17 protein-coding genes are annotated in these 19,795 nt (G+C 61.3%); 12 read left to right on the forward strand and 5 right to left on the reverse strand.

Annotated elements, in window-relative coordinates:
* From AO353_RS11210 to AO353_RS11235, 6 genes are all read left to right on the forward strand, one after another.
* Positions 1 to 861: an ABC transporter ATP-binding protein gene (locus tag AO353_RS11210; protein WP_054594996.1), complete on the forward strand. Its 861-nt coding sequence runs from the start codon at positions 1 to 3 to the stop codon at positions 859 to 861.
* Between the two features lie 19 nt (positions 862 to 880).
* Positions 881 to 1,747: an ABC transporter permease gene (locus tag AO353_RS11215; RefSeq protein WP_054594997.1), complete on the forward strand. Its 867-nt coding sequence runs from the start codon at positions 881 to 883 to the stop codon at positions 1,745 to 1,747.
* Positions 1,748 to 1,824: 77 nt separating this feature from the next.
* Positions 1,825 to 2,745, forward strand: coding sequence for a LysR family transcriptional regulator (locus tag AO353_RS11220; protein WP_054594998.1), 921 nt, complete (start codon positions 1,825 to 1,827; stop codon positions 2,743 to 2,745).
* Between the two features lie 143 nt (positions 2,746 to 2,888).
* Positions 2,889 to 4,427: an MFS transporter gene (locus AO353_RS11225; RefSeq protein WP_054594999.1), complete on the forward strand. Its 1,539-nt coding sequence runs from the start codon at positions 2,889 to 2,891 to the stop codon at positions 4,425 to 4,427.
* A gap of 25 nt (positions 4,428 to 4,452) precedes the next feature.
* The gene (locus AO353_RS11230; protein ID WP_054595000.1) at positions 4,453 to 5,523 is read left to right on the forward strand and encodes an HlyD family secretion protein; all 1,071 of its coding nucleotides are present in this window, start codon (positions 4,453 to 4,455) and stop codon (positions 5,521 to 5,523) included.
* A complete protein-coding gene (locus AO353_RS11235; RefSeq protein WP_237142977.1) occupies positions 5,520 to 7,127 on the forward strand; it encodes an efflux transporter outer membrane subunit in 1,608 nt (535 codons plus the stop codon). Before AO353_RS11230 ends, AO353_RS11235 begins: the two co-directional genes overlap by 4 nt.
* An 18-nt stretch (positions 7,128 to 7,145) precedes the next feature.
* On the opposite strand, the gene AO353_RS11240 is transcribed toward AO353_RS11235, so the two are convergent.
* From AO353_RS11240 to AO353_RS11250, 3 genes are all read right to left on the reverse strand, one after another.
* Positions 7,146 to 7,835: an NYN domain-containing protein gene (locus AO353_RS11240; RefSeq protein ID WP_054595001.1), complete on the reverse strand. Its 690-nt coding sequence runs from the start codon at positions 7,833 to 7,835 to the stop codon at positions 7,146 to 7,148.
* Between the two features lie 280 nt (positions 7,836 to 8,115).
* Positions 8,116 to 8,832, reverse strand: a complete 717-nt coding sequence (locus tag AO353_RS11245) for a DUF3142 domain-containing protein (RefSeq protein ID WP_054595002.1) — start codon at positions 8,830 to 8,832, stop codon at positions 8,116 to 8,118.
* A gap of 3 nt (positions 8,833 to 8,835) precedes the next feature.
* Entirely contained in the window at positions 8,836 to 11,004 is a 2,169-nt protein-coding gene (locus tag AO353_RS11250) for a hypothetical protein (RefSeq protein ID WP_054595003.1), read from the reverse strand.
* Between the two features lie 163 nt (positions 11,005 to 11,167).
* Between AO353_RS11250 and AO353_RS11255 the strand changes: the two genes are divergently transcribed.
* Genes AO353_RS11255 through AO353_RS11270 form a run of 4 tightly spaced genes read left to right on the forward strand, consistent with a single transcriptional unit; the run spans position 11,168 to position 15,895 of the window.
* The gene (locus AO353_RS11255; protein WP_054595004.1) at positions 11,168 to 11,950 is read left to right on the forward strand and encodes an efflux RND transporter periplasmic adaptor subunit; all 783 of its coding nucleotides are present in this window, start codon (positions 11,168 to 11,170) and stop codon (positions 11,948 to 11,950) included.
* Positions 11,947 to 13,266, forward strand: coding sequence for an efflux RND transporter periplasmic adaptor subunit (locus AO353_RS11260; RefSeq protein ID WP_054595005.1), 1,320 nt, complete (start codon positions 11,947 to 11,949; stop codon positions 13,264 to 13,266). The genes AO353_RS11255 and AO353_RS11260 overlap by 4 nt, the downstream gene beginning before the upstream one ends.
* Positions 13,267 to 15,363 (forward strand): biotin/lipoyl-binding protein, encoded by a 2,097-nt coding sequence (locus tag AO353_RS11265; RefSeq protein WP_054595006.1) that lies wholly within the window; start codon positions 13,267 to 13,269, stop codon positions 15,361 to 15,363. It begins immediately after the preceding gene.
* Between the two features lie 16 nt (positions 15,364 to 15,379).
* On the forward strand, positions 15,380 to 15,895 hold the full coding sequence (locus AO353_RS11270; RefSeq protein WP_054595007.1) for a GNAT family N-acetyltransferase: 516 nt from the start codon (positions 15,380 to 15,382) through the stop codon (positions 15,893 to 15,895).
* Here the strand turns inward: AO353_RS11270 and AO353_RS11275 are convergent.
* Positions 15,888 to 16,199, reverse strand: coding sequence for a DUF6916 family protein (locus AO353_RS11275; RefSeq protein WP_054595008.1), 312 nt, complete (start codon positions 16,197 to 16,199; stop codon positions 15,888 to 15,890). The two genes, AO353_RS11270 and AO353_RS11275, sit on opposite strands and share 8 nt — an antisense overlap.
* 52 nt (positions 16,200 to 16,251) lie before the next feature.
* Positions 16,252 to 16,872 (reverse strand): phage tail protein, encoded by a 621-nt coding sequence (locus AO353_RS11280; RefSeq protein ID WP_054595009.1) that lies wholly within the window; start codon positions 16,870 to 16,872, stop codon positions 16,252 to 16,254.
* A 172-nt stretch (positions 16,873 to 17,044) separates the two neighbouring features.
* On the opposite strand from AO353_RS11280, the gene AO353_RS11285 reads away from it, so the two are divergent.
* A complete protein-coding gene (locus AO353_RS11285; RefSeq protein ID WP_054595010.1) occupies positions 17,045 to 18,637 on the forward strand; it encodes a glycosyltransferase family 39 protein in 1,593 nt (530 codons plus the stop codon).
* A gap of 293 nt (positions 18,638 to 18,930) precedes the next feature.
* Positions 18,931 to 19,767, forward strand: coding sequence for a sulfotransferase family protein (locus AO353_RS11290; RefSeq protein ID WP_054595011.1), 837 nt, complete (start codon positions 18,931 to 18,933; stop codon positions 19,765 to 19,767).
* Positions 19,768 to 19,795 lie beyond the last annotated feature (28 nt).

Here is a 19,795-nt window from a genome sequence, read left to right on the forward strand (position 1 = left end):
ATGAACGCTCGCTTGCAAGGCCACGCGGCCAGCAGCTCGACCGCCAGCACCCAGGCGTTGCTCGCGGTCGATCACGTCAGCCTTGAATACCGCACGCCGCAACGGGTGGTGCGGGCAACGCATCAGGTCAGCTTCGAGGTCGATCCCGCCGATCGTTTTGTGTTGCTCGGCCCCTCCGGCTGCGGCAAGTCGACCTTGCTCAAGGCCGTTGCAGGGTTCATTGCGCCCTGTGAAGGGCAGATCCGCCTGCAAGGTCAGGCTGTCAGTGCGCCGGGGCCTGACCGGATTGTGGTGTTTCAGGAGTTCGATCAACTGCCACCGTGGAAAACCGTCAAACAGAACGTAATGTTCCCGCTGCTGGCCTCGCAAACCCTCAAGCGTCGCGAGGCTGAAGAGCGGGCGTTGCGCTACCTCGACAAGGTCGGGCTGGCGGCGTTTGCCGATGCCTATCCACACACCTTGTCCGGTGGCATGAAGGCGCGGGTGGCGATTGCTCGGGCCTTGGCCATGCAGCCGAAAATCCTGCTGATGGATGAACCATTCGCCGCGCTCGACGCGCTGACCCGACGCAAGATGCAGGAGGAGTTATTGCTGCTCTGGGAGGAGGTGCGATTCACCCTGTTGTTCGTCACCCATTCCATCGAAGAGGCGCTGGTGGTGGGTAACCGGATCCTGTTGCTGTCGCCTCATCCCGGTCGGGTGCGGGCGGAAATCCACAGCCATCAATACGATTTACACAGCCTTGGCGGCGTGGCGTTTCAGCAGTCGGCACGACGCATTCATCGGTTGTTGTTCGATGAAGGCCAGTCTGCCGAGAGCGATCACGAACTGGATTTCAACGATATCCGCATCGCTTATTGAGCGGCTGGAGGAGTGCTCGATGAGCCATTCATCACCTGCGCGACAAGAATATGAAGTTGAGTTGCAACCCTTGTTAAGCGTTGCGCTGGAGCGCGAATTGCCCCTTGGCCAGCGCCTCTGGCAGCAGGGCTGGTTGCGTAAAGGCCTGATCCTGATTCTGCTGGCGGTGCTCTGGGAAGCCATCGCCCGCTATCAAGACAATGACCTGTTGCTGCCGAGCGTCCTGCAAACCGGCCATGCGCTGTACGACGGGTTGCTCAGCGGAGAGTTGCTGGGCAAGGTCGGGATTTCGCTGGTGGTGCTGCTCAAGGGGTATCTGGTCGGTATCGTCCTGGCGTTTGCCCTGACCACGCTGGCCGTGTCGACCCAGTTCGGCCGCGACCTGCTGAGCACCCTGACCTCGATGTTCAACCCATTGCCGGCGATTGCCTTGTTGCCGTTGGCACTGCTGTGGTTCGGGTTGGGGCAGAACAGCCTGATTTTCGTGCTGGTGCATTCGGTGCTCTGGGCCTTGGCCCTGAACACCTACGCGGGGTTTCTCGGGGTCTCGGAAACCTTGCGCATGGCCGGTCGCAACTACGGCCTGAAGGGCATCCGGTTTGTGCTGTTCATCCTGATTCCCGCCGCGTTGCCGTCGATCCTCGCCGGGCTGAAAATCGGCTGGGCCTTCGCCTGGCGCACGCTGATCGCCGCCGAGCTGGTGTTCGGCGCCACCAGCGGCAAGGGTGGCCTGGGCTGGTACATCTTCCAGAACCGCAACGAGTTGTACACCGACAAGGTGTTCGCCGGGTTGGCGGTGGTGATCCTCATCGGTTTGCTGGTGGAGAACCTGGTGTTCGACACTCTGGAGCGAATCACGGTGAAGCGCTGGGGAATGCAGCGCTAGGCTTCTGGTTCTGTGGTGATAGGGATGTTTGCTAGGATTGCGCCTGAATCAATTCTGATCAGCGATGAGTGCTCAGCATGCAACTCCCGGACATGAACCTGTTGGTCGCCCTCGACGCCTTGCTCGACGAGGGCAGTGTGGTAGGCGCGGCGCGGCGGATGAACCTTAGCCCGGCGGCGATGAGCCGGACCCTGACCCGCGTTCGCGAAGCGCTCGGTGATCCGATTCTGGTACGTGCCGGTCGCGGGTTGGTGCCGACGCCCAAGGCGCTGGAGTTGCGCAGCCAGGTACGCGATGTAGTGGAACAGGCGGCGATGCTCTTTCGTTCGGCGGACAAGGTGGATTTGCGCACCCTACGCCGACGTTTCAACGTGCGCGCCAACGACTTTTTCATCGGGGTCTACGGCGGCCGGTTGATCGACACGCTGAACCGTCAGGCACCGCATTGCGAGTTGCGCTTTGTGCCGCTGGGCGATGGTGACGATGAGGCGCTGCGCGAAGGGCGGATTGATCTGATGGTCAGCAACACGCGCCCGCGAACGCCGGAAGTTAAGGTCCAGAATCTGTTTGCCACGCATTTTGTCGGTCTGGTACGTGAAGGTCACCCACTGCTTGAAGGCGAAATCACTGCAGAGCGTTTCGCCGGGTTTTCGCACATTTCCATGTCTCGTCGCGGTATTGCCCGAGGGCCGATCGATACGGCGCTCAACGGTTTGGGGCTGGAGCGTCGCGTGGCCTTGATCGCTCCCAGCTTTCACGCGGCGATGTTCGTGCTGCCGGACTCCGATCTGATTCTGCCGGTTCCCAAAGAGGCATTGCTCAGCGTGGCCCGACTTGGGTTGCGGCTGAGCTCCTTTACTTTGCCGATCCCGCTGCCAACCTTGATGCTGACGCAGGCCTGGCACCCGCGTTACGACAAGGATCCGGCCCACCGCTGGCTGCGCGAAACCTTGAAAGCCAGTTGTGATGAGACATGGCTGGCGGCGCAGCCGTCCTGACAGCAGCAGACTACTTTTGTGGCGAGGGAGCCTCGCGATTCGTGTGTCTGGCGCACTTATAACCTGTCGATAAGTCAGTTTTCGTCAGCTGTCTGCGTTCATAAACTGCCCCGGTATTCCTGTAATCCGGAGCTGTACTGAACATGACCTCCATCGCTGTCCCCGCAACACTCGAAGCGGCCAGCAAATCTTCCGTCGGTATCCCACCGATCTTCGGTCCACGCATCATCATCGGTCTGATCGGTGTGTTGTTGGCGGTGCTGGTGTCGGGCCTGAATGACATGGTAACCAAGCTCGCCCTGGCTGACATTCGCGGTGCCTTGGCCATTGGTCACGACGAAGGCACCTGGCTCGTCGCCAGCTACACCGCGACCTCCGTGGCGGCGATGGCGTTTGCGCCCTGGTGTTCGGTGACCTTTTCACTGCGGCGTTTCACCCTGTGCGCTATCAGCCTGTTCACTGTACTCGGTGTGCTGAGTCCCTTCGCGCCGAACTATGAAAGCCTGCTGCTGATGCGCACCTTGCAAGGCCTGGCGGGTGGGGCGTTGCCGCCGATGTTGATGACCGTCGCCCTGCGGTTTTTGCCGGCCAACCTGAAACTCTATGGGCTGGCCGGCTATGCCCTGACGGCGACGTTTGGCCCCGGACTGGGCACGCCGCTGGCGGGTTTGTGGACGGAGTACCTGAGTTGGCGCTGGACCTTCTGGCAAATCATTGCGCCGAGCCTGCTGGCGATGGTCGCAGTGGCGTATGGATTGCCACAGGATCCGCTGCGTCTGGAGCGCCTGAAACAGTTCAACTGGCGTGGCCTGCTGCTGGGTTTCCCGGCCATCTGCATGCTGGTGATCGGGATCTTGCAGGGCAATCGCCTGGACTGGTTCGAGTCGAGCCTGATCGGTTGGCTACTCGGTGGCGGGCTGTTGTTGCTGGTGCTGTTTCTGGTGAACGAATGGTCGCAACCGGTGCCGTTCTTCAAATTGCAGATGCTCGGCATCCGCAACCTGTCATTCGCCCTGTTGACGTTGGCCGGGGTGCTGGTGGTGTTGCTGGCGGTGATCATCATCCCGTCGAGTTACCTGGCGCAGGTTCAAGGCTATCGGCCGATTCAGACCGCCCCGGTAATGCTGCTGATGGCCGTCCCGCAACTGATTGCGCTGCCGCTGGTGGCGGCGCTGTGCAACGTGCGCTGGGTCGATTGCCGTTGGGTACTGGGCATCGGCTTGAGCCTGTTGGCGCTGTCCTGCATCGGCGGTTCGCAGCTGACGTCGGCGTGGATTCGCGATGACTTCTACGGGCTGCAATTGCTGCAGATTTTCGGCCAGCCGATGGCGGTGCTGCCGTTGTTGATGCTCGCGACCGGCAGCATCAGTCCGCAGGAGGGGCCGTTTGCGTCGGCTTGGTTCAACACCGTAAAAGGCCTCGCGGCGGTGATCGCCACTGGTGTGCTGGATGCGCTGACCACGGTTCGCCTGCATTTCCACTCAACGGTGCTGGTCGACAACCTCGGCAACTCACCGCTGGCCGACAGCGACAGCGCGGGTCTCGCGCATCGGTTGCACCAGCAAGCGGTGGTGCTGACCTCGTCAGACTTGTACCTGTGTATGGCCGGGATCGCGCTGGCGCTGATCCTGCTGATTTTCTGGCTGCCGACGCGGATCTATCCGCCGCGCGCGCCGACGTGAACGCTTACTGAAACAGAAGGTTTTTATGACGATCCCTATGAAATCCAAATTCACCGGTGCAGCCGTCGCGGTGTTGGCGGCTGGCGTGCTGGTTTACCTGTTGGCGCCGGGCGTGTTCGGCAAGAAACCTCAACAGACCACCAACGACGCGTTTATCGCTGCCGACTTCACACTGGTCGCGCCGCGCGTGGCCGGGTTTATCAAGGAAGTGCTGGTCGAAGACAACCAGCAGGTCAAGGCCGGGCAGTTGCTGGCGCTGATCGATGACCGGGATCTGCGCGCCGCAGCGCAAGCCGCGGATGCCGAAACCCTGGTGGCCAAGGCACAGCTGCAAAACGCTCGGGCAACCCTCGAACGCCAGGCGTCGGTGATCGCTCAGGCGCAGGCCACGGTGGTGGCCGCGAAAGCAGAAATGGCTTTCGCCGAACATGAACTGAACCGCTACAACCACCTTGCCGGAGTCGGCGCCGGCACGGTGCAAAACGCCCAGCAAGCGCGCACCCGCATCGACCAGGCTGGCGCACGACTGGCCAATGCCACCGCAGTGCTGGCGGCAGAACGCAAGCAGGTGGAAATCCTCACGGCCCAGCGTGATGCGGCCGAAGGAGGGTTGAAGCGCGCCCATGCAGCACTGGAAATGGCCAGTTTCGAGTTGTCCTATACGCGCATCGTGGCGCCGGTGGATGGCATGGTCGGCGAGCGTGCGGTACGGGTCGGTGCCTATGTCACGCCGGGCAGCAAGATTCTCGCCGTGGTGCCGCTGGCGCGAGCGTATGTGGTCGGCAACTTCCAGGAAACCCAACTCTCTGACGTACAGTCTGGGCAAAACGTGGAAGTGCGTGTCGATAGTCTCGGTGGTGAAACCTTGACCGGTCGGGTCGAGAGTGTCGCACCGGCTACCGGCGTGACCTTCGCTGCCGTGAAACCTGACAACGCCACCGGTAACTTCACCAAAGTCGTGCAGCGAATTCCGGTGAAGATCGTCCTCGATCCCGGCCAACCGCTGGCAGAGCGTTTGCGGGTGGGGATGTCGGTGGAAGCGAGTATCGACACCGTCGGACCAAAGGCCAGTGCGCGTGAGGTGACCCAGCGATGAGCACTGGTAAACACCTATTTCTGTGGCGAGGAGGCTTGCTCCCGTTGGGCCGCGAAGCGTCCCCAAAACCTGCCGCCGCGTTTCCTTTGGTACACCGCGACAGCTTTTTTGCGAGCACTACGCACTCGGGCGGGAGCAAGCTCGGTCGCCACAAAGGCCTTGGCCAGTCAGTGATTGTTGTGCTGGGTTTGTTTTCGCTGGCGGCCTGCACCGTCGGCCCGGACTTTGTGCGACCGCAAGCACCGCAGATCGAAGAATGGTCAAAACCACAAAAAGCCGCTGCCAGCCAAGCGGTGACGGCCGAAATGAACGAACGCTGGTGGGAGGTCTTTCATGACCCGCAGCTGTCGGCGCTCAGCCGCCGTGCATTGACCGGTAATCTCGACCTGCAACTTGCCAGCAGCCGCTTGCAGCAAAGCCGCGCGGCTCGCCAGGTGATCACCGCCGAGCAGTATCCCACCACCGCCGCAACCGGCAGCTACGGACACAAACGCAACAGCGCGCAAGGCTTGATGGACCCGTCCGGCAACAACGGCCGCTCGGCGTTCAACCTCTGGGATGGCGGATTCTCAGCCTCCTGGGAGCTGGATTTCTGGGGGCGTGTGCGGCGCGAAGCCGAAGCCGCACACGCGACTCTGGAAGTGGCAGAGAATGATCGCCGGGGTGTGCTGCTCTCAGTGTTGGCGGAAACCGCACAGGACTACATTCAACTACGCGGCGTGCAAAGCACCCGGGTTGTCACCGAGCAAAACCTCGAGGTCGCGCGGCACAGCCTGAAATTGTCGCAGTTGCGTCTGGCCGATGGTGTGGCCACCGATCTGGATGTCGCCGAAGCCGCCGCTCAGGTGGCAACCATCGAAGCGCGCCTGCCCGCGCTTGAGCAGCGTCAGGCGCAGTTGATCAACGCCTTGAGCCTGTTGATGGGAGAACGGCCGCAAGCGCTGCAAGCCGAGTTGTCGAAGGACGCCCCGGTGCCGCAAACCCCGCGTCAAGTCGCGATCGGCCTGCCGTCGCAACTGGCCGAGCGGCGCCCGGACATTCGCCAGGCCGAGGCTCGACTGCATGCCACCACCGCCAGCATCGGTGTGGCCAAGGGCGATTTTTATCCGCGCATCACACTGTCTGGAAACCTCGGTTCGCAGGCCATGCAATTGAGTGATTTTGGTTCCTGGGGTTCGCGTCAATTCGGCATCGGCCCGCAGTTCAACCTGCCGCTGTTCGATGGTGGTCGCCTGCGCGGTATGCTCAATTTGCGCGAGGCGCAGCAACAGGACGCGGCGCTGGCCTACCAGAAAACCGTGCTGCGGGCCTGGCATGAAATCGACGATCAGTTGACGAGCTTCAACGCCAGCCAGCTACGCCGCGACAGCCTTGCCGAAGCCGTGCGCCAAAACCAGATCGCCCTGCATACCGCGCAACAGCAATACGTCGAAGGCGTGGTCGATTTCGTCAACGTCCTGACCGTACAGGGCGCGCTGCTGGCGACCCAGGAACAACTTGTGGAAAGCTCGACCGGCGTGTCGCTGGCGATGGTGGGGTTGTACAAGGCGCTGGGCGGTGGGTGGGAGTCGGTGTATCCGTTGGCTCAGAACGTGAGGGAGTGATGAGACTGAAGCGTGCCGTCACCAGTACTCGGGTTTGATTGCAGGTGCTTTGCGTGTAGGGACTCGAGAGGGAAACTGATGAGTCTCTAGCTCCTGCGCAGTGATGACCCGTCGCATCCAGTGTGAGAATTCTTTTAGAGAACCTGGAGCGGCACGCTTGAACTCAGGTCTGTGAGGTAGAACGATTCCTACGGTCATTTCAGGGAAGTCTTCTCGAATGGCTCTCAAGGCCGGTGTCATGTCGGTATCACCAGAGACCAATATCAGTTGTTCGATGCGATCTGTCTCGCTGATGAGGGCTTGTCTGGCTGCAATGCGGTACATGCTGATTGCGATATGTACGTCTGTTTCTTTCTCTTCGAGCTTCCAGATGTCGACTTTGTCCTGACGCGACGCTCCGGTTTTTTTATCAATGAAGCGTGGGGCCTTGGCGGGCTCGAGCTGATGTCGGCCATAGTGGACACGGACATCACTGGCTTTCAGCGCTCGGACATAGGAGTCTTGGGCTTCCTTTGATACTCGGCCGCGGGTCGCAAGCTCAGGTTTGACAGACGAGGTGAAATAATCGACGGATGCCAACGTGCTGGCCGGGTTTTCTACGTAAGCGATATGGGCCAGTAGTTTCGACAAGTCCAGCCACTTGTAGGGCGTACCCGCGAGAAGGCCATAGAAAAGGTTGTAACCGTCGACGAAGAACGCTGTGCGCACAATTCCAATCCCTGAAAACGAAAAAACCGGCCGAAGCCGGTTTTTTCACCCCAACTGCCAGCGAACTGAATCACTGCGTACGGGGTTGAGTAGTGGGGCCGATGCTAAGTCGAGTTGACACTGACGTCAACTGCAACCTAACAAAGAGATCATGCAGGGATGGCCGACGCTCCAGCACCCGCGGTGGTTGTTTTTGCCCTAGCAGGCCATTGGCGTCAAGTCATGGCGAGCTTGGTTTTATGAGCCCATATTACGGTTGCGTTTGCGTCATATAGCCTGCCTACCGATTCTGCAAAAACACCACATACCCACGAAACCACTCGTTGTCCTTCAAATACCCCGGCTCCTCCCATTCGCCGCCCTGAATCAGCCCGACCTTGAACGGCAGGCCGAGCCTGTTCAGCCTTGGCAGGTAGGCGGCGTAGTTGGGGATGCTGTGGCGGCCCTGGTAGGTTTGCACCACCACTTCGTCGACCACGCCTTTGAGTTGGCCGATCACCTGCGGATCGGCGTGGCTGCTCCAGTCCATCAGGCCGGTGATGCTCAGGCGATACTGGGCGGGCAGGCGTTGGCGCAGGTCTTTGAGGAAGCTGACGTATTCGTCGAGGTAACGGGTGCGGGCATCGAAGTCGATCTGGATGCCGACCACCGGGTTACCCGCTTGCTGCCAGCGCTGCACCTGCCCCAGCAATTGCTGATAGACCGGTTCCGGCCAGCGTAGCGTGTGGGCGCGGTAGGTCACCCAGACTTCGCCCTGGGTCAGGCGCGGGATAGCGATGCCTTGGGCGATGAAGCGCACGCCGCGTTGTGGCGTGCGGCGTGATTCGCTGATCTGCCCTTGCAGGATGTACAGGGTTTTCGCCTGGGCCAGCACCGGTTGCGTGCTGACCCCGCTCCACAGCCAAAAGGCGTCGTACTCGCCGGCGTCGACGGCCGCAAGGGCCGGGGCGCTGACCAGCAGTGCGAGCAGCGCCAGGCCTTTGAGGAAATCTCTCATGGCTTACCAGTAATACTGCAGCGACTTGCCCCATTGAGTATCGGCAAAAGCGCTTTTCAGCTGGCGGAACCAGGCCTTGCGCACAGCGGGTTCGACATCCTTGCCGCCGCAGCTGTTATTGCCCGAGGGCGCATAGCAGTTGATGGCGCGGAACAGAGCGTAAGCGCGGTCTTCCTTCGGCGCTTTGGCGTTGTCGATGACCTGGCGATAACCTTCGTGCCGGGAGTAGATCTCGTCTTTGAACGCCGATCCTGTGGCACCGAGTTCGGACTTGTTGGGTTTGGCTTCCAGCGGTGAACTGTCGAGGCCATTGCGCAGGATGAACTCACCCAGGCAGTTCAGGCCTTTGGGGTTCTTGCCGTCCGCCTGAAGGGCCGCGGCAATCTCGGCGATGCTCGGGCAGTGGTAACCCGATTCAGCCTTGTCGCCCTGCCAGCGGAACATCGTCAGCGGTTGGCCGGTGCTGTAGAAATAGCCAATGCTCACACCGAGTTTGTCCGTCGACGGCTCGGCCGGCAGTCGTTTGAAGTCTTCGGCAAACTCGGCGTACTGACTGCGCAGCAACTCTTTGTAGAGCAGCACGAACAGCGCGCTGTTGCGCTCGGTGGCGTCTGCGCCCTGGCTGAATTGCTGACGCAGCAGTGGGGCGTCGGCCACTAGCCGTTGCAGGCGATAACGCACGGCAGGTGTCTTGATCGGTGAGTCGACGGCGAACACTTTGCCCAGCCGCTGGCTGAGTTCGTAGTTGAAGGCCAGCGCCAGTTCGACCTGCTCGCGCTGCAACGGCTGTTTGACCTTGCCCAGCAACTCCAGCCACAGCGCTTCGGCTTCCGGCCATTTGTGCTGCTCATGCAGGGCAATGCCACGCAGCATCTGTTGGCTGAAGGCCAGGTAATCGAGTTTGTCCGGGACGCTGCCCGGGAGGACGTTCAGTGCCTGCTCGGGATTTTTCTCGAGGTACACCAGCACCGCAGCTTGCAGGTAGTCGTAGAGTGCTGGTTGCTGGGCAAACGAGGCTTTCTGCGCTTGCAGCGTCTTGAGGTTGAAAGGCGTCTGGTAGGTGCCGATGCTCAGCAAGTCTTTGACCGCCAGCAGCAGCGGCGCCTGAATACCGTTATCCGGCTGGGTCAGCAGTTTGCTGTCGACCTCTTCCACCAGTTCCGGCAGGGTTTTGTTGCGCTGGGCGTCAGTGGCCTGGGTGAGTTGCCAGGCGTAGTCATCGGCGAGTTTCTGATCTTCGCCGGCCAGCCAGTGCACGCGGCGGATCAGGCCTTTGGCCGACGCGCTGTACTCGCCCTGTGGATAAGTTTTCAGATAGTTGTCGAAGCCGGTTTCGGCCAATTGCAGGTTCGCGTTATCCACATGTTCGAGCGTCGGCAGGCCCATCTCGTCGAAAGCGTTTTGCTGGGCCGCGTTGAGCGCAATGCGCGCGGCCATGTACAGCGCGGTTTCCTTGAGCCAAGGCTGTTCGCTGTGGTTCAGGCTGGCGAAGGTTTGCGTGGCCTCGGCGAACTGGCCGCCATAGAACTGCGCCGCGCCGCGCAGGTACGTGAGGAAGGCTTTACCCGGTTCCGAGGTGATTGAGGCGGGCAGCAGGCTGTTCAGTTGATCGGCTTCCCAACTGCATGCGGCGAGCATCTGGAGGCGACTTTGCGCCAGGCTTTGGCGTTCTTCGGCGGGCAATTGAGTGGTTTTCAGCAGTTGCGCGAGGAACGCGGCGGCGCTCTCTTCACTGTTGCTGCGGCAGCGGCTGCCTTCGCCTTCGATGAACTGATTGCCGGCAATGGTCGAGGCTTCGTGGCTGATGCCGAGTTGGCGCAGGGGCTCATCAAGTACGGAAACCGGGGCCGATTCAGGGGGAGGAGTAGGTGCAGGAGCTGACGGTGAGTCGAGACGTCCGAGGTCGAACGGCACCGGGCCGTAGCCGGCCTCGCGGTCAAAATCACTCAATGGCGCCGGGTTCAGCGCTAGCGCGCCTTGATCGGAGAGCAGCAAGCGCAAATTGGCGCGGCTGTCGTTGCCAGGGTTGAGGAAAGCCACATTGTTGCAGCGTCCGGCGCCGCTGAGCGACAGTTCAGGCGTACAGGCGTCCTGATCGTAGCTGGCGTGGGCCGGGAGTGCGCAGGTTGTGGCAAGTGCCAGAGCGAGGGGCGACAGAAGACCGGTACGCATGAATTGTCCTTAATCCGCAAACGCTGAAATCGAGGCCGTGATCATACCGCGCGCTGATCTCGAATTTGCAGTGCCGAGCCGCAATTTCGGGCAGTGATGGCTAATTGCTTGACGCTGGTCGAAGCTGTCTTAGACTCCGACCATCTGTCAGGGAGACATGGCTATGCGGCGTTTTCGTGGTTTGGCGTTAGGTTTGATCGGGCTGGCAGGCGTATCACAGGCGCAAACGCCCGTGCCAGACGATCCGCTCCTGGAAAGCACCAGCACAGGCAGTCATGCGACAACCAGCAGCGAAGCCCGCGGTGTGTTGCGTGCTCGCGATCAAGCGGTGCTTGCCAGTGAACTGCCCGGCAGAATTGTCGAGTTGCCGTTCAGTGAAGGCGAGTCCTTCAAAAAGGGCGATACCCTGGCGCGGTTCGACTGTTCGGCCTTTCAGGCGCAGCTCAACGCCGCGCAGGCCGCCAGCCGGGGGGCCGGCGAAGAGTTGGCCCACAACAAACAACTCGCTTCGTTGAACTCGGTCGGGCGTTTTGAAGTGGCGCGAGCCGAAGCCAAACTCAGCGAAACCCAGGCGCAATCTCAGGTGTATCAGGTTCAGGTCAAACGCTGCAGCGTCGTCGCGCCGTTTGACGGCCAGGTCGTCGCACGCAAGGTTCAGCGTTATGAAAGCGTCGCCGCCGGTGCGCCGCTGTTGGACATCGTCGACAACCGTAGCCTGGAAATCCATCTGCTGGTGCCTTCGCGCTGGATGAGCAAGCTCAAGCCCGGGCAGACCTTCAGCTTCATCCCCGATGAAACCGGCCAGCCACTCGATGCCACGGTAAAACGCCTTGGCGCGCGAATTGACGAAGGCAGCCAGACCTTGCTGCTGGTTGCAACGGTGCCCAACGCCAGTGGCTTGCTGGCCGGGATGAGCGGCACGGCGCGCTTCGCGGAGCTCAAATGAACGCGCCCGTCACGGGTGGCGCCGAGCAGGTCTTCGCGCGCTTTCTGGAGCTGGAGCGCCAGACCCGCGCCGCGCGCACTGCCGACCAACTGGCTTACAGCCTGGCCAATGACGGTCAATCCTTGTTCGGTTTTCGTCATGCGGCGCTGTTGATTGCCGGCAAGGTGCGGGCGATTACCGGTGTCAGTGCCGTGGAACCGAATGCGCCGTTTGTAGCGTTCGTCGAGCAAGCGGTGGCGCAGTTGTTCAAGCTCGAACTGGTGAAGCAGGCGCGGGTTATACCGGCCTCTGCGTTAAGCGGCCCGATTCAGGCCGACTGGCAAAGTCTTTCTGCCGCACAGGTGTTCTGGCTGCCGCTGATTGATCGCCAGGGCCAGGTATTCGGCGGTGTGTGGCTGGCTCGCGATGTACCGTGGAATCCGTCCGAGCAAGTGCTGTTGTCGCAACTCGGTGACACCTACAGTCACGCCTGGCTGGCGCTGCAACCGCGTCAACCGTGGCGCTTGCGCTGGACCCGCAAACGTCAGGTCGCCTTGGCGGCGGTGCTGGTGCTGGGCTTGTTGATTCCGGTACGCCAGTCGGTGCTGGCGCCGGCCGAAGTCGTGCCGCTCGGCGGTCGGGTGGTGGCGGCACCGTTGGATGGGGTAATCGCCGAGTTCCTGGTCAAACCCAACCAGAGCGTGAAGACTGGCGACCTGTTGCTGCGTTTCGAAGGCACCACGCTCAAAGCCCAGGCGGATGTCGCCGATCGGGCCTTGGGTGTGGCGGAAGCCGAGCTCAAGGCCAACGCCCAGCGCGCCTTTGCCGACGCCGAGTCGAGTTCGAAAATTGATTTGCTGGCCGCACGGGTCGAGCAGAAGCGTGCCGAACGCGATTACGCCCATGAACTGCTCAAACGCAGCGAAGTGCGTGCCGAGCGCGATGGCATTGCGGTGTTCGCCGACGCCGAACGCTGGACCGGCAAACCGGTGCAGACCGGCGAGCGGCTGATGGAAATCGCCGACCCGAGCCAGGCGGAGTTGCGCATCGAACTGGCGGTGGGTGATGCGATTGCACTGGAGCCGGGCGCGCAGGTGGCGCTGTTTCTCGACAGCGATCCGTTGCAACGGCATTCGGCCAGACTCGAACGCTCGGCCTATGAAGCGCAACCGACGGCCGGCGGCCAGTTGGCGTATCGGCTCGATGCCAGTTTCGAGGCCGCGCCGCCGCGTATCGGCTTGCGCGGTACGGCGAAAATCTTCGGCGATCGCGCGCCGCTGGCGCTGTACCTGTTGCGCAAGCCGCTGGCCGGCTTGCGCCAAAGTGTAGGTCTCTAGATGACATTGCCCAGCCTGCGTGCCGATTTACAGTTGCAGATGGCCGCCCCGGCGCTGGACGGATCACCGCGCTGGACCTTGGCCGACCCGCTGCGTGGGCGCTACTTCAAGCTCGGTGCCGCGGCCATGCGCTTGCTGCGTCATTGGTCTTTGGGCGATCCCGAGCAAGTGCTGCGCGCCGCCAATCGCGAACCGGGCTTGCCTCTGGACGTCGCTGAGCTTGAGCAGTTGCTGAGTTTTCTGCGCGCCCACGACCTGATTTCCGCCCTTGACCCGCAACAGCGCGACAGTTATGGCCTCAAGGCCGCGGCGCAACGTCAGAGTGTCTGGCAGATCTTGCTGCATCAATACCTGTTCTTCCGGATTCCACTGTGGCGCCCCGACGCTTTCCTCAATCGTGCCTGGCCATGGCTCGCGCGTTTTGGTCCTGGAGCGCTGCGTTATGGTTTGCCGCTGACCCTGGGTCTGGGGGTATTTCTGGTATCGCGGGACTGGCAGCGCTTTATCGCGACCTTCCCGCACTTGTTCAGTCTTGGCGGTGCGTTGGCGTTCGGGGTGGCGTTGTTCTTTGCCAAGCTCTGTCATGAGTTCGGCCACGCCTTCATGGCCAAGCGCGCCGGTTGTCGGGTGCAGAGCATGGGGGTGGCGTTCATGGTGCTGCTGCCGATGTTTTACACCGACGTCAGTGACGCCTGGCGGGTCAATGATCGGCGCGCGCGGTTGCTGATCGGCGCGGGCGGGGTGCTCGCCGAGTTGCTGCTGGCGTGTATCGCCTTGCTCGCCTGGTCGCTGTTGCCGGACGGGCCGGCGCGGACGGCGGCGTTCATGCTCGCCAGCGCGACCTGGCTCACTACGCTTGCGGTCAACCTGAACCCGTTCATGCGCTTCGATGGTTATTTTTTGCTCAGCGACTTCTGGGAAGTGGACAACCTTCAGGGCCGGGCATTTGCCTTGTGTCGTTGGCGATTGCGCGAGGCGCTGTTCGGTTACGGCGCGCCGGCACCGGAGCCTTGGTCGCCGTCGATGCAGCGGCGTTTGCTGTGGTGGGGATATGGCTCGTGGCTGTGGCGCGCGGTGCTGTTTTTCGGGATTGCGCTGGCGGTGTATCACCTGTTCTTCAAGTTGTTGGGGATCTTCCTGATGATGGTCGAGCTGGTGTGGTTCATCTTCCTGCCAATTGCACGTGAATGGCGCGAATGGTGGAGCCGCCGCGAACAGGCCCATGCACCGCGGGCGTTGCTCAGTGGTCTGGGGTTGTTGGCGGTGATTGCCGTGTTGGTGTTGCCGTGGCGCAGCGCGGTGGAATTGCCGAGCATGCTCGAGGCTGGCCGGGTCAGTGCCTTGCATGCGCCGGTGGCGGCACGGGTCAAGCAGTTGAATGTCCGCGACGGGCAAATCGTCGCCCAGGGCGATGTGTTGATTGAGCTGGAGTCGCCGGACCTGGATTCGCGTCAGGCCATCGCGCGCCGGGAAATCGAGATCCAGCAATTGCAGATGCGCCGTCAGGCCGGACGCAGCGAAACCGCCGCCGATGCCGGCATCGTCGAACAGCGGCTGGCAGAGGCGGTGGCCGAATATCGCGGTTTGGCGGCGCAGCGCGAGCGCCTGCTGCTGCGGGCGCCCCAGGCCGGTCAGGTGCGCGATCTGCTGCCGCAACTGGCTGTTGGCCGCTGGTTGTCACCCAAGGAGACGCTGGCCCGGGTTGTCGAAGAGGGCGCGCGGTTGCGCGGTTATCTGGCCGAAGCCGAGCTGTGGCGGGTTGCACCCGGTGCGACGGGACGGTTTATCGCCGAGGACCCGATGCACCCGGCGGTGGCGGTCGAGTTGACTGAAATCGACACCAATGGCGCGGCGGTTGTGGATCAGGAAGCGCTGACCTCCGACCACCACGGGCCGATTGCCGTGCGCCGCGATCAGAGCCAGCGCGCCGAGCCTGTGCAAGCGCAATACGCGGTGCGGCTCAAAGTCCTCGACAGCATTGCCACCCCGGTGCAGCCATTGCGGGGGCTGGTGGTGTTGCAGGGCGGCAGTGAGTCGTTGCTGGGGACGGCCTGGCGCCGGTTGGCGGCGTTGGGCGTGAGGGAGAGTGGTTTTTAGCGCAAGGAGCATCACGATGCTGAACAACAATGCCAATGCCGCAGACGGTCTGGTGGTGCGCCCTTCACGGGCAACCGATGGGCCGTTTCTGGAAAGCCTCTATCATGCGGCGCGCCCCGATCTGCAATGGATCGACGGCGAACGCGAGCTGGTCGAGGAAGTCATCGCCCAGCAGTTTCGGGTGCAGGAGCAGGGCACCGGGGAGCACTTCCCCAACGCGATGCATTATGTGGTCGAGAAACTCGACACCCCGATTGGCGCCTTGAGCGCCGAGTTTGGCAGCAACGAAATTCGTGTCCTGTACCTGGCGTTCATTCCGTCGGCCCGCGGCAAGGGCTATGGCCGTACGGTGCTGCAAGGCGTGCAAAAAGCCGCCGAACAGGTGCGCTGCCCGGTGAGCACGGTGGTCTGGGCCAGTAACCCCCATGCGCGCCAGCATTATCTGGCGCTGGGGTTTCAGGTCGAGGAGCAAAGTGTCGCGGCTGAACGCCTGGTCTGGTATCCCGGCCAGCCGCAGATTCTGGTCAGTTGAAGGTGATGTAGAAATACGCCCGGCTTGCGTCGCGCCCCAGCGCCAGGGTGCGCGATACGAATATGCCTTCGATGCGGCCCAGCCCAGGCAAGTCGATCGCACAGAGTCCATCGACGAACGAAGTGAGGTCCGGGCTGCTCAAGGTCACCCCAAAAGGCATTCGGCTGCCCTCTGACAAGCGTGCCTTTGGTACGTCTTCTACCAATTCGATGATCACCGACAGTTCGCTGCCATCCTCCAGGTACAGCCTGGTGGGTGTTTCCAATAGCTGTCGAAAATGATCGCTGTTGACCTGTTGCTGCATGGCCTGGCTCCAGAAAAGTAAAGAGCCGGGGCCTTGGGCCCCGGCGGCATGTTCAGTTGCGAGACGGGAAAAGACCGTTGAGGCACATGCTGAAGTTCAGCACCAGGAACGGGTTCATCGTGTCCATGGGCACGCCACCGCCGATGGGCGCTACGGAGACGGCGACGTTGACGGTGCCGCCAACGGAGGTGCTGACACCTTGCAGCGGCACGGGCGCAGTGCCCTGTGCGGTGGAGTAAATATTGGCCGTGCCCGGGCCGCCGCTGGAGGCACCGATAAAGGCATTGGTCGTTGAGGGCACGCTCGCGGGGGTGGCAGCGACACTGGCCAGGTTGACGGTGGTGCTGGCCGTCAGGTTAGGAGTGCCGACGGCGGTCGCCGTGGGTGTGTGAATGGGCAGGTTGCTCACCGTGGCAGAGGTTTTTTCGGCGCCGGAGGCGGTGCCGATCACCCGTGGAGTGAGGTTCAAGCCCAACCCCTGACACAAAGGCAGGCGACCGCGCAGGTCCGGCAGCATGAAGTTTGTCGTGCCGTTGCCGCCGTAATTGGTGCCGAGCAAGGCGAACAGCGCCTGGAACTGGCCGACTTGCATGGTCTGCCCGTTGCACAACGCCCAGCCGCTGGGAGGATAGTTGAAAGCGAAGGTCTGGATGGTTCCGGTAAACACTTCCATGGTTGTTATCCCTGTGTTTTTTGGAGGAGGCCGGCGTGTCCGCCGACCACCGATCAGCGTAGCCGCAAAGACGAATGCCGCTACATTGCGTGCGTGCAGGGAATGGGGCAGCATCCACACCCAATTCGAGGTCCAAGCCTTATAGGGCCTTATCAATCACCCAGGGGGACAGATGGAATACCGAAGAGAAACAGAGCTTGCCGGCAAGCCTGATGCGTGTGCTGCGCGCACTCGGCTGGCGGCCTCGGCGCGTCTGTTTCAATGGCTGACCGATTACGGGATCTGGCCAATTTTGCTGTTGGCGGCGTTCGTGCGGTTTTACGACCTGACAGCCGCGGCGATTTGGGGCGATGAAGGCTCCAGCCTGCTGATGAGCCAGTACGATCTGGCCGGGATCTGGTTCCACGCGGCCCGTGATGTGCATCCACCGCTTTACTTCATGGTGTTGCACGGCTGGATCGAACTGTTTGGCGACAGCATGCTCTCGATTCGCGGCCTGAGTGCGCTGCCGGGGATCGCCACGGTGGCAATGGGCGTCTGGCTGGTACGGTTGATCGCCAACCCGCGGGCGGCGTTGCTGGCCGGGTTGTTGCTGGCGCTATTCCCCTCGGCGGTGCGTTACAGCCAGGAAGTGCGGATGTATTCGCTGCTGGGCGTGTTGCTGCTCGGCGCGACCATTGCACTGGTGTATTGGGTCAAACAGCCCCAGCGTGCACGGTATCTGGTGATCTATGCAGTGCTGATGGCCGCCGGGTTTTACACCCACTACTTCACGGCCCTGTGCGTGATTGCCCATTGGTTGTACCTGCTGGTGCTGCGGGTGCAGCCAGGCGAGCGGTTGCGGCATATCAACCGCCCGGGCTGGTGGCTGACCAATGCGGCGATCGTGCTGCTGTTTCTACCGTGGTTCCCGCAGTTGCTGAGCCTGGTTCAGCATATGCCGGAACTCAAGGCCAGCGGCGATGTGGGCTGGGAAGATCCGGTCACTCTTAGCTCTTTGCCGTCCATGGTCTGGACCTTCATGATCCAGAGCGATGATGACTTCCTGCCCAGGTCGGTGTTTTTCGCACTGCCGGTGCTGTTGCTGGGTGTGATCGTGTCGACGGTGCTGCGTGATCGTAGCGCCTACCGCTGGAGTGCCTTGCTGGCGATTTACGCGGTGGTGCCGCTGGTGCTGGTTTTCCTGGTGTCGTTCATTTCGCCGGTGTTTATCGAACGCTACGTGACGGCCTACGCGCTGGGGTTACCGCTGATCATCGCCCTGAGCGTCGATGGCCTGAAAAAAGGGGCTCGGGTGCTGGCCTTGGCATTTCTCATGCTGTTTATCGGTATTGAAGGGGTGGGCCTGAAAAACAACGCGATGGTCGATCCGAATGACCAGCTCAATGTGACGGTGGAGTTCATCAATCAGCATTACGAGCCGGGTGATCAGGTCGTCATCAGCGATCTGCTCTGGTATATGCCGTACGTCTACTACGATCGCACCGTCGTCCAGCCACGACTCTTTACTCCGCCCTTAGCCAATGGCACGTCCAGTCGCCCGAATGCCTACGGTTTCGGTACGCTGGTAGAGGAAGCCGCCGACAAGATTTACCTCGATCGGCTCACCGATCTGCCGCCCGAAACGCACCGTGTGTGGTTGTTCAGCACCGCTGACCAACCTGATGAGTTCGCACCGTTGCCCGCCGATTGGCAGAAGATCAGCGAAAAAGTCGCCGGCAATGCGCGGGCACGGTTGTTTGTCATCAACAGCCCTAAAAAATAACCTGTAAATCTGTAGGAGCAAGGCTTGCCCGCGATGAACGATGACGCGGTATGTCTTAAGTATTGCGGCGCACCCATCGCGGGCAAGAGCTAGGCGCCCCCCGCTCCTACAGAAGCGCGTTACAGCTGAAGACCGTACTTGATCAGCTTAAACGTTTCATTCTGTCCACATTCGTTACAACCACACCTTCTGAAAGGTTTTTGCTCCGATTTGATATCAAAAGCCCACTAGTCGGATCCAAAATCGTAGTCTACGCTTTGTCTTACAAAAGGACTTCCGACTACGGTGAAGGGATGCAGAAGTTCCACTTTATCTCCGGCTTGCCGCGCTCAGGCTCGACCCTGCTTTCTGCAATCCTGTTGCAGAACCCGCGTTTTCATGCCGGCATGACCAGCCCCGTCGGCTCGCTGTTCACCAGCGTCCTGGAGCAATGCAGTGCCGGCAGCGAATTTGGCGCGGTGATCGACACTCCGCTACGCCGTCGTCTATTGCGCGGTCTATTCGACTCCTTCTATGCCGATCAGGCAGATACACCCGTTATCTTCGATACCAATCGCCAATGGTGCTCGCGTCAGCCTGCGCTACGGGAACTGTTTCCCGAGGCCAAAACCATTGCCTGTGTGCGCAATGTCGCCTGGGTGATGGACAGCCTTGAGCGTCTGTACCGCGCCAATCCGTTCGAGAACACCAAGCTGTTCAATGACGAAATCGAGCGCCATACCGTTTACAGTCGTTGTGAAACCCTGGCCCAGCGCAATCGTCTGGTGGGCTTTGCCTGGACCGCGCTGAAAGAGGCTTATTACGGCGAAAACGCCGATTCGCTGTTGATCGTCGATTACGATCTGTTGAGCCAGGCGCCTGACCGGGTCATGCGGTTGATCTACGATTTCATTGGCGAACCCTGGTTCGAGCACGATTTCAACAACCTCGCCTACGATGCGCCGGAATTCGACCAGGCACTCGGGGTATCGGGGCTGCACAAGGTCAAGCGCTCGGTCGCACTGGAGCCTCGGCGCACGATCCTGCCGCCGGACCTGTTCGACAAATACGCAGAATTGTCCTTTTGGCACGATGGCTCAGCCAGCGCCGCCAACGTTATTCGCATGAAAGCCGACGCCGCGATCAGTTGATTGCGGCGTTTTTATTTGCGCGGTAATA

It is taken from the genome of Pseudomonas fluorescens, assembly GCF_001307155.1.
GTDB classification, from domain to species: domain Bacteria; phylum Pseudomonadota; class Gammaproteobacteria; order Pseudomonadales; family Pseudomonadaceae; genus Aquipseudomonas; species Aquipseudomonas helvetica.

Bases quoted from the DNA above. Each gene is read 5' to 3' on its own strand.
- AO353_RS11270 (WP_054595007.1), top strand. From the start codon at position 15,380: ATGCTGAACAACAATGCCAATGCCGCAGACGGTCTGGTGGTGCGCCCT.
- AO353_RS11280 (WP_054595009.1), bottom strand. From the start codon at position 16,872: ATGGAAGTGTTTACCGGAACCATCCAGACCTTCGCTTTCAACTATCCT.
- AO353_RS11215 (WP_054594997.1), top strand. From the start codon at position 881: ATGAGCCATTCATCACCTGCGCGACAAGAATATGAAGTTGAGTTGCAA.
- AO353_RS11230 (WP_054595000.1), top strand. From the start codon at position 4,453: ATGACGATCCCTATGAAATCCAAATTCACCGGTGCAGCCGTCGCGGTG.
- AO353_RS11250 (WP_054595003.1), bottom strand. From the start codon at position 11,004: ATGCGTACCGGTCTTCTGTCGCCCCTCGCTCTGGCACTTGCCACAACC.
- AO353_RS11255 (WP_054595004.1), top strand. From the start codon at position 11,168: ATGCGGCGTTTTCGTGGTTTGGCGTTAGGTTTGATCGGGCTGGCAGGC.
- AO353_RS11220 (WP_054594998.1), top strand. From the start codon at position 1,825: ATGCAACTCCCGGACATGAACCTGTTGGTCGCCCTCGACGCCTTGCTC.
- AO353_RS11275 (WP_054595008.1), bottom strand. From the start codon at position 16,199: ATGCAGCAACAGGTCAACAGCGATCATTTTCGACAGCTATTGGAAACA.
- AO353_RS11245 (WP_054595002.1), bottom strand. From the start codon at position 8,832: ATGAGAGATTTCCTCAAAGGCCTGGCGCTGCTCGCACTGCTGGTCAGC.
- AO353_RS11225 (WP_054594999.1), top strand. From the start codon at position 2,889: ATGACCTCCATCGCTGTCCCCGCAACACTCGAAGCGGCCAGCAAATCT.
- AO353_RS11235 (WP_237142977.1), top strand. From the start codon at position 5,520: ATGAGCACTGGTAAACACCTATTTCTGTGGCGAGGAGGCTTGCTCCCG.
- AO353_RS11210 (WP_054594996.1), top strand. From the start codon at position 1: ATGAACGCTCGCTTGCAAGGCCACGCGGCCAGCAGCTCGACCGCCAGC.
- AO353_RS11285 (WP_054595010.1), top strand. From the start codon at position 17,045: ATGGAATACCGAAGAGAAACAGAGCTTGCCGGCAAGCCTGATGCGTGT.
- AO353_RS11265 (WP_054595006.1), top strand. From the start codon at position 13,267: ATGACATTGCCCAGCCTGCGTGCCGATTTACAGTTGCAGATGGCCGCC.
- AO353_RS11260 (WP_054595005.1), top strand. From the start codon at position 11,947: ATGAACGCGCCCGTCACGGGTGGCGCCGAGCAGGTCTTCGCGCGCTTT.
- AO353_RS11290 (WP_054595011.1), top strand. From the start codon at position 18,931: ATGCAGAAGTTCCACTTTATCTCCGGCTTGCCGCGCTCAGGCTCGACC.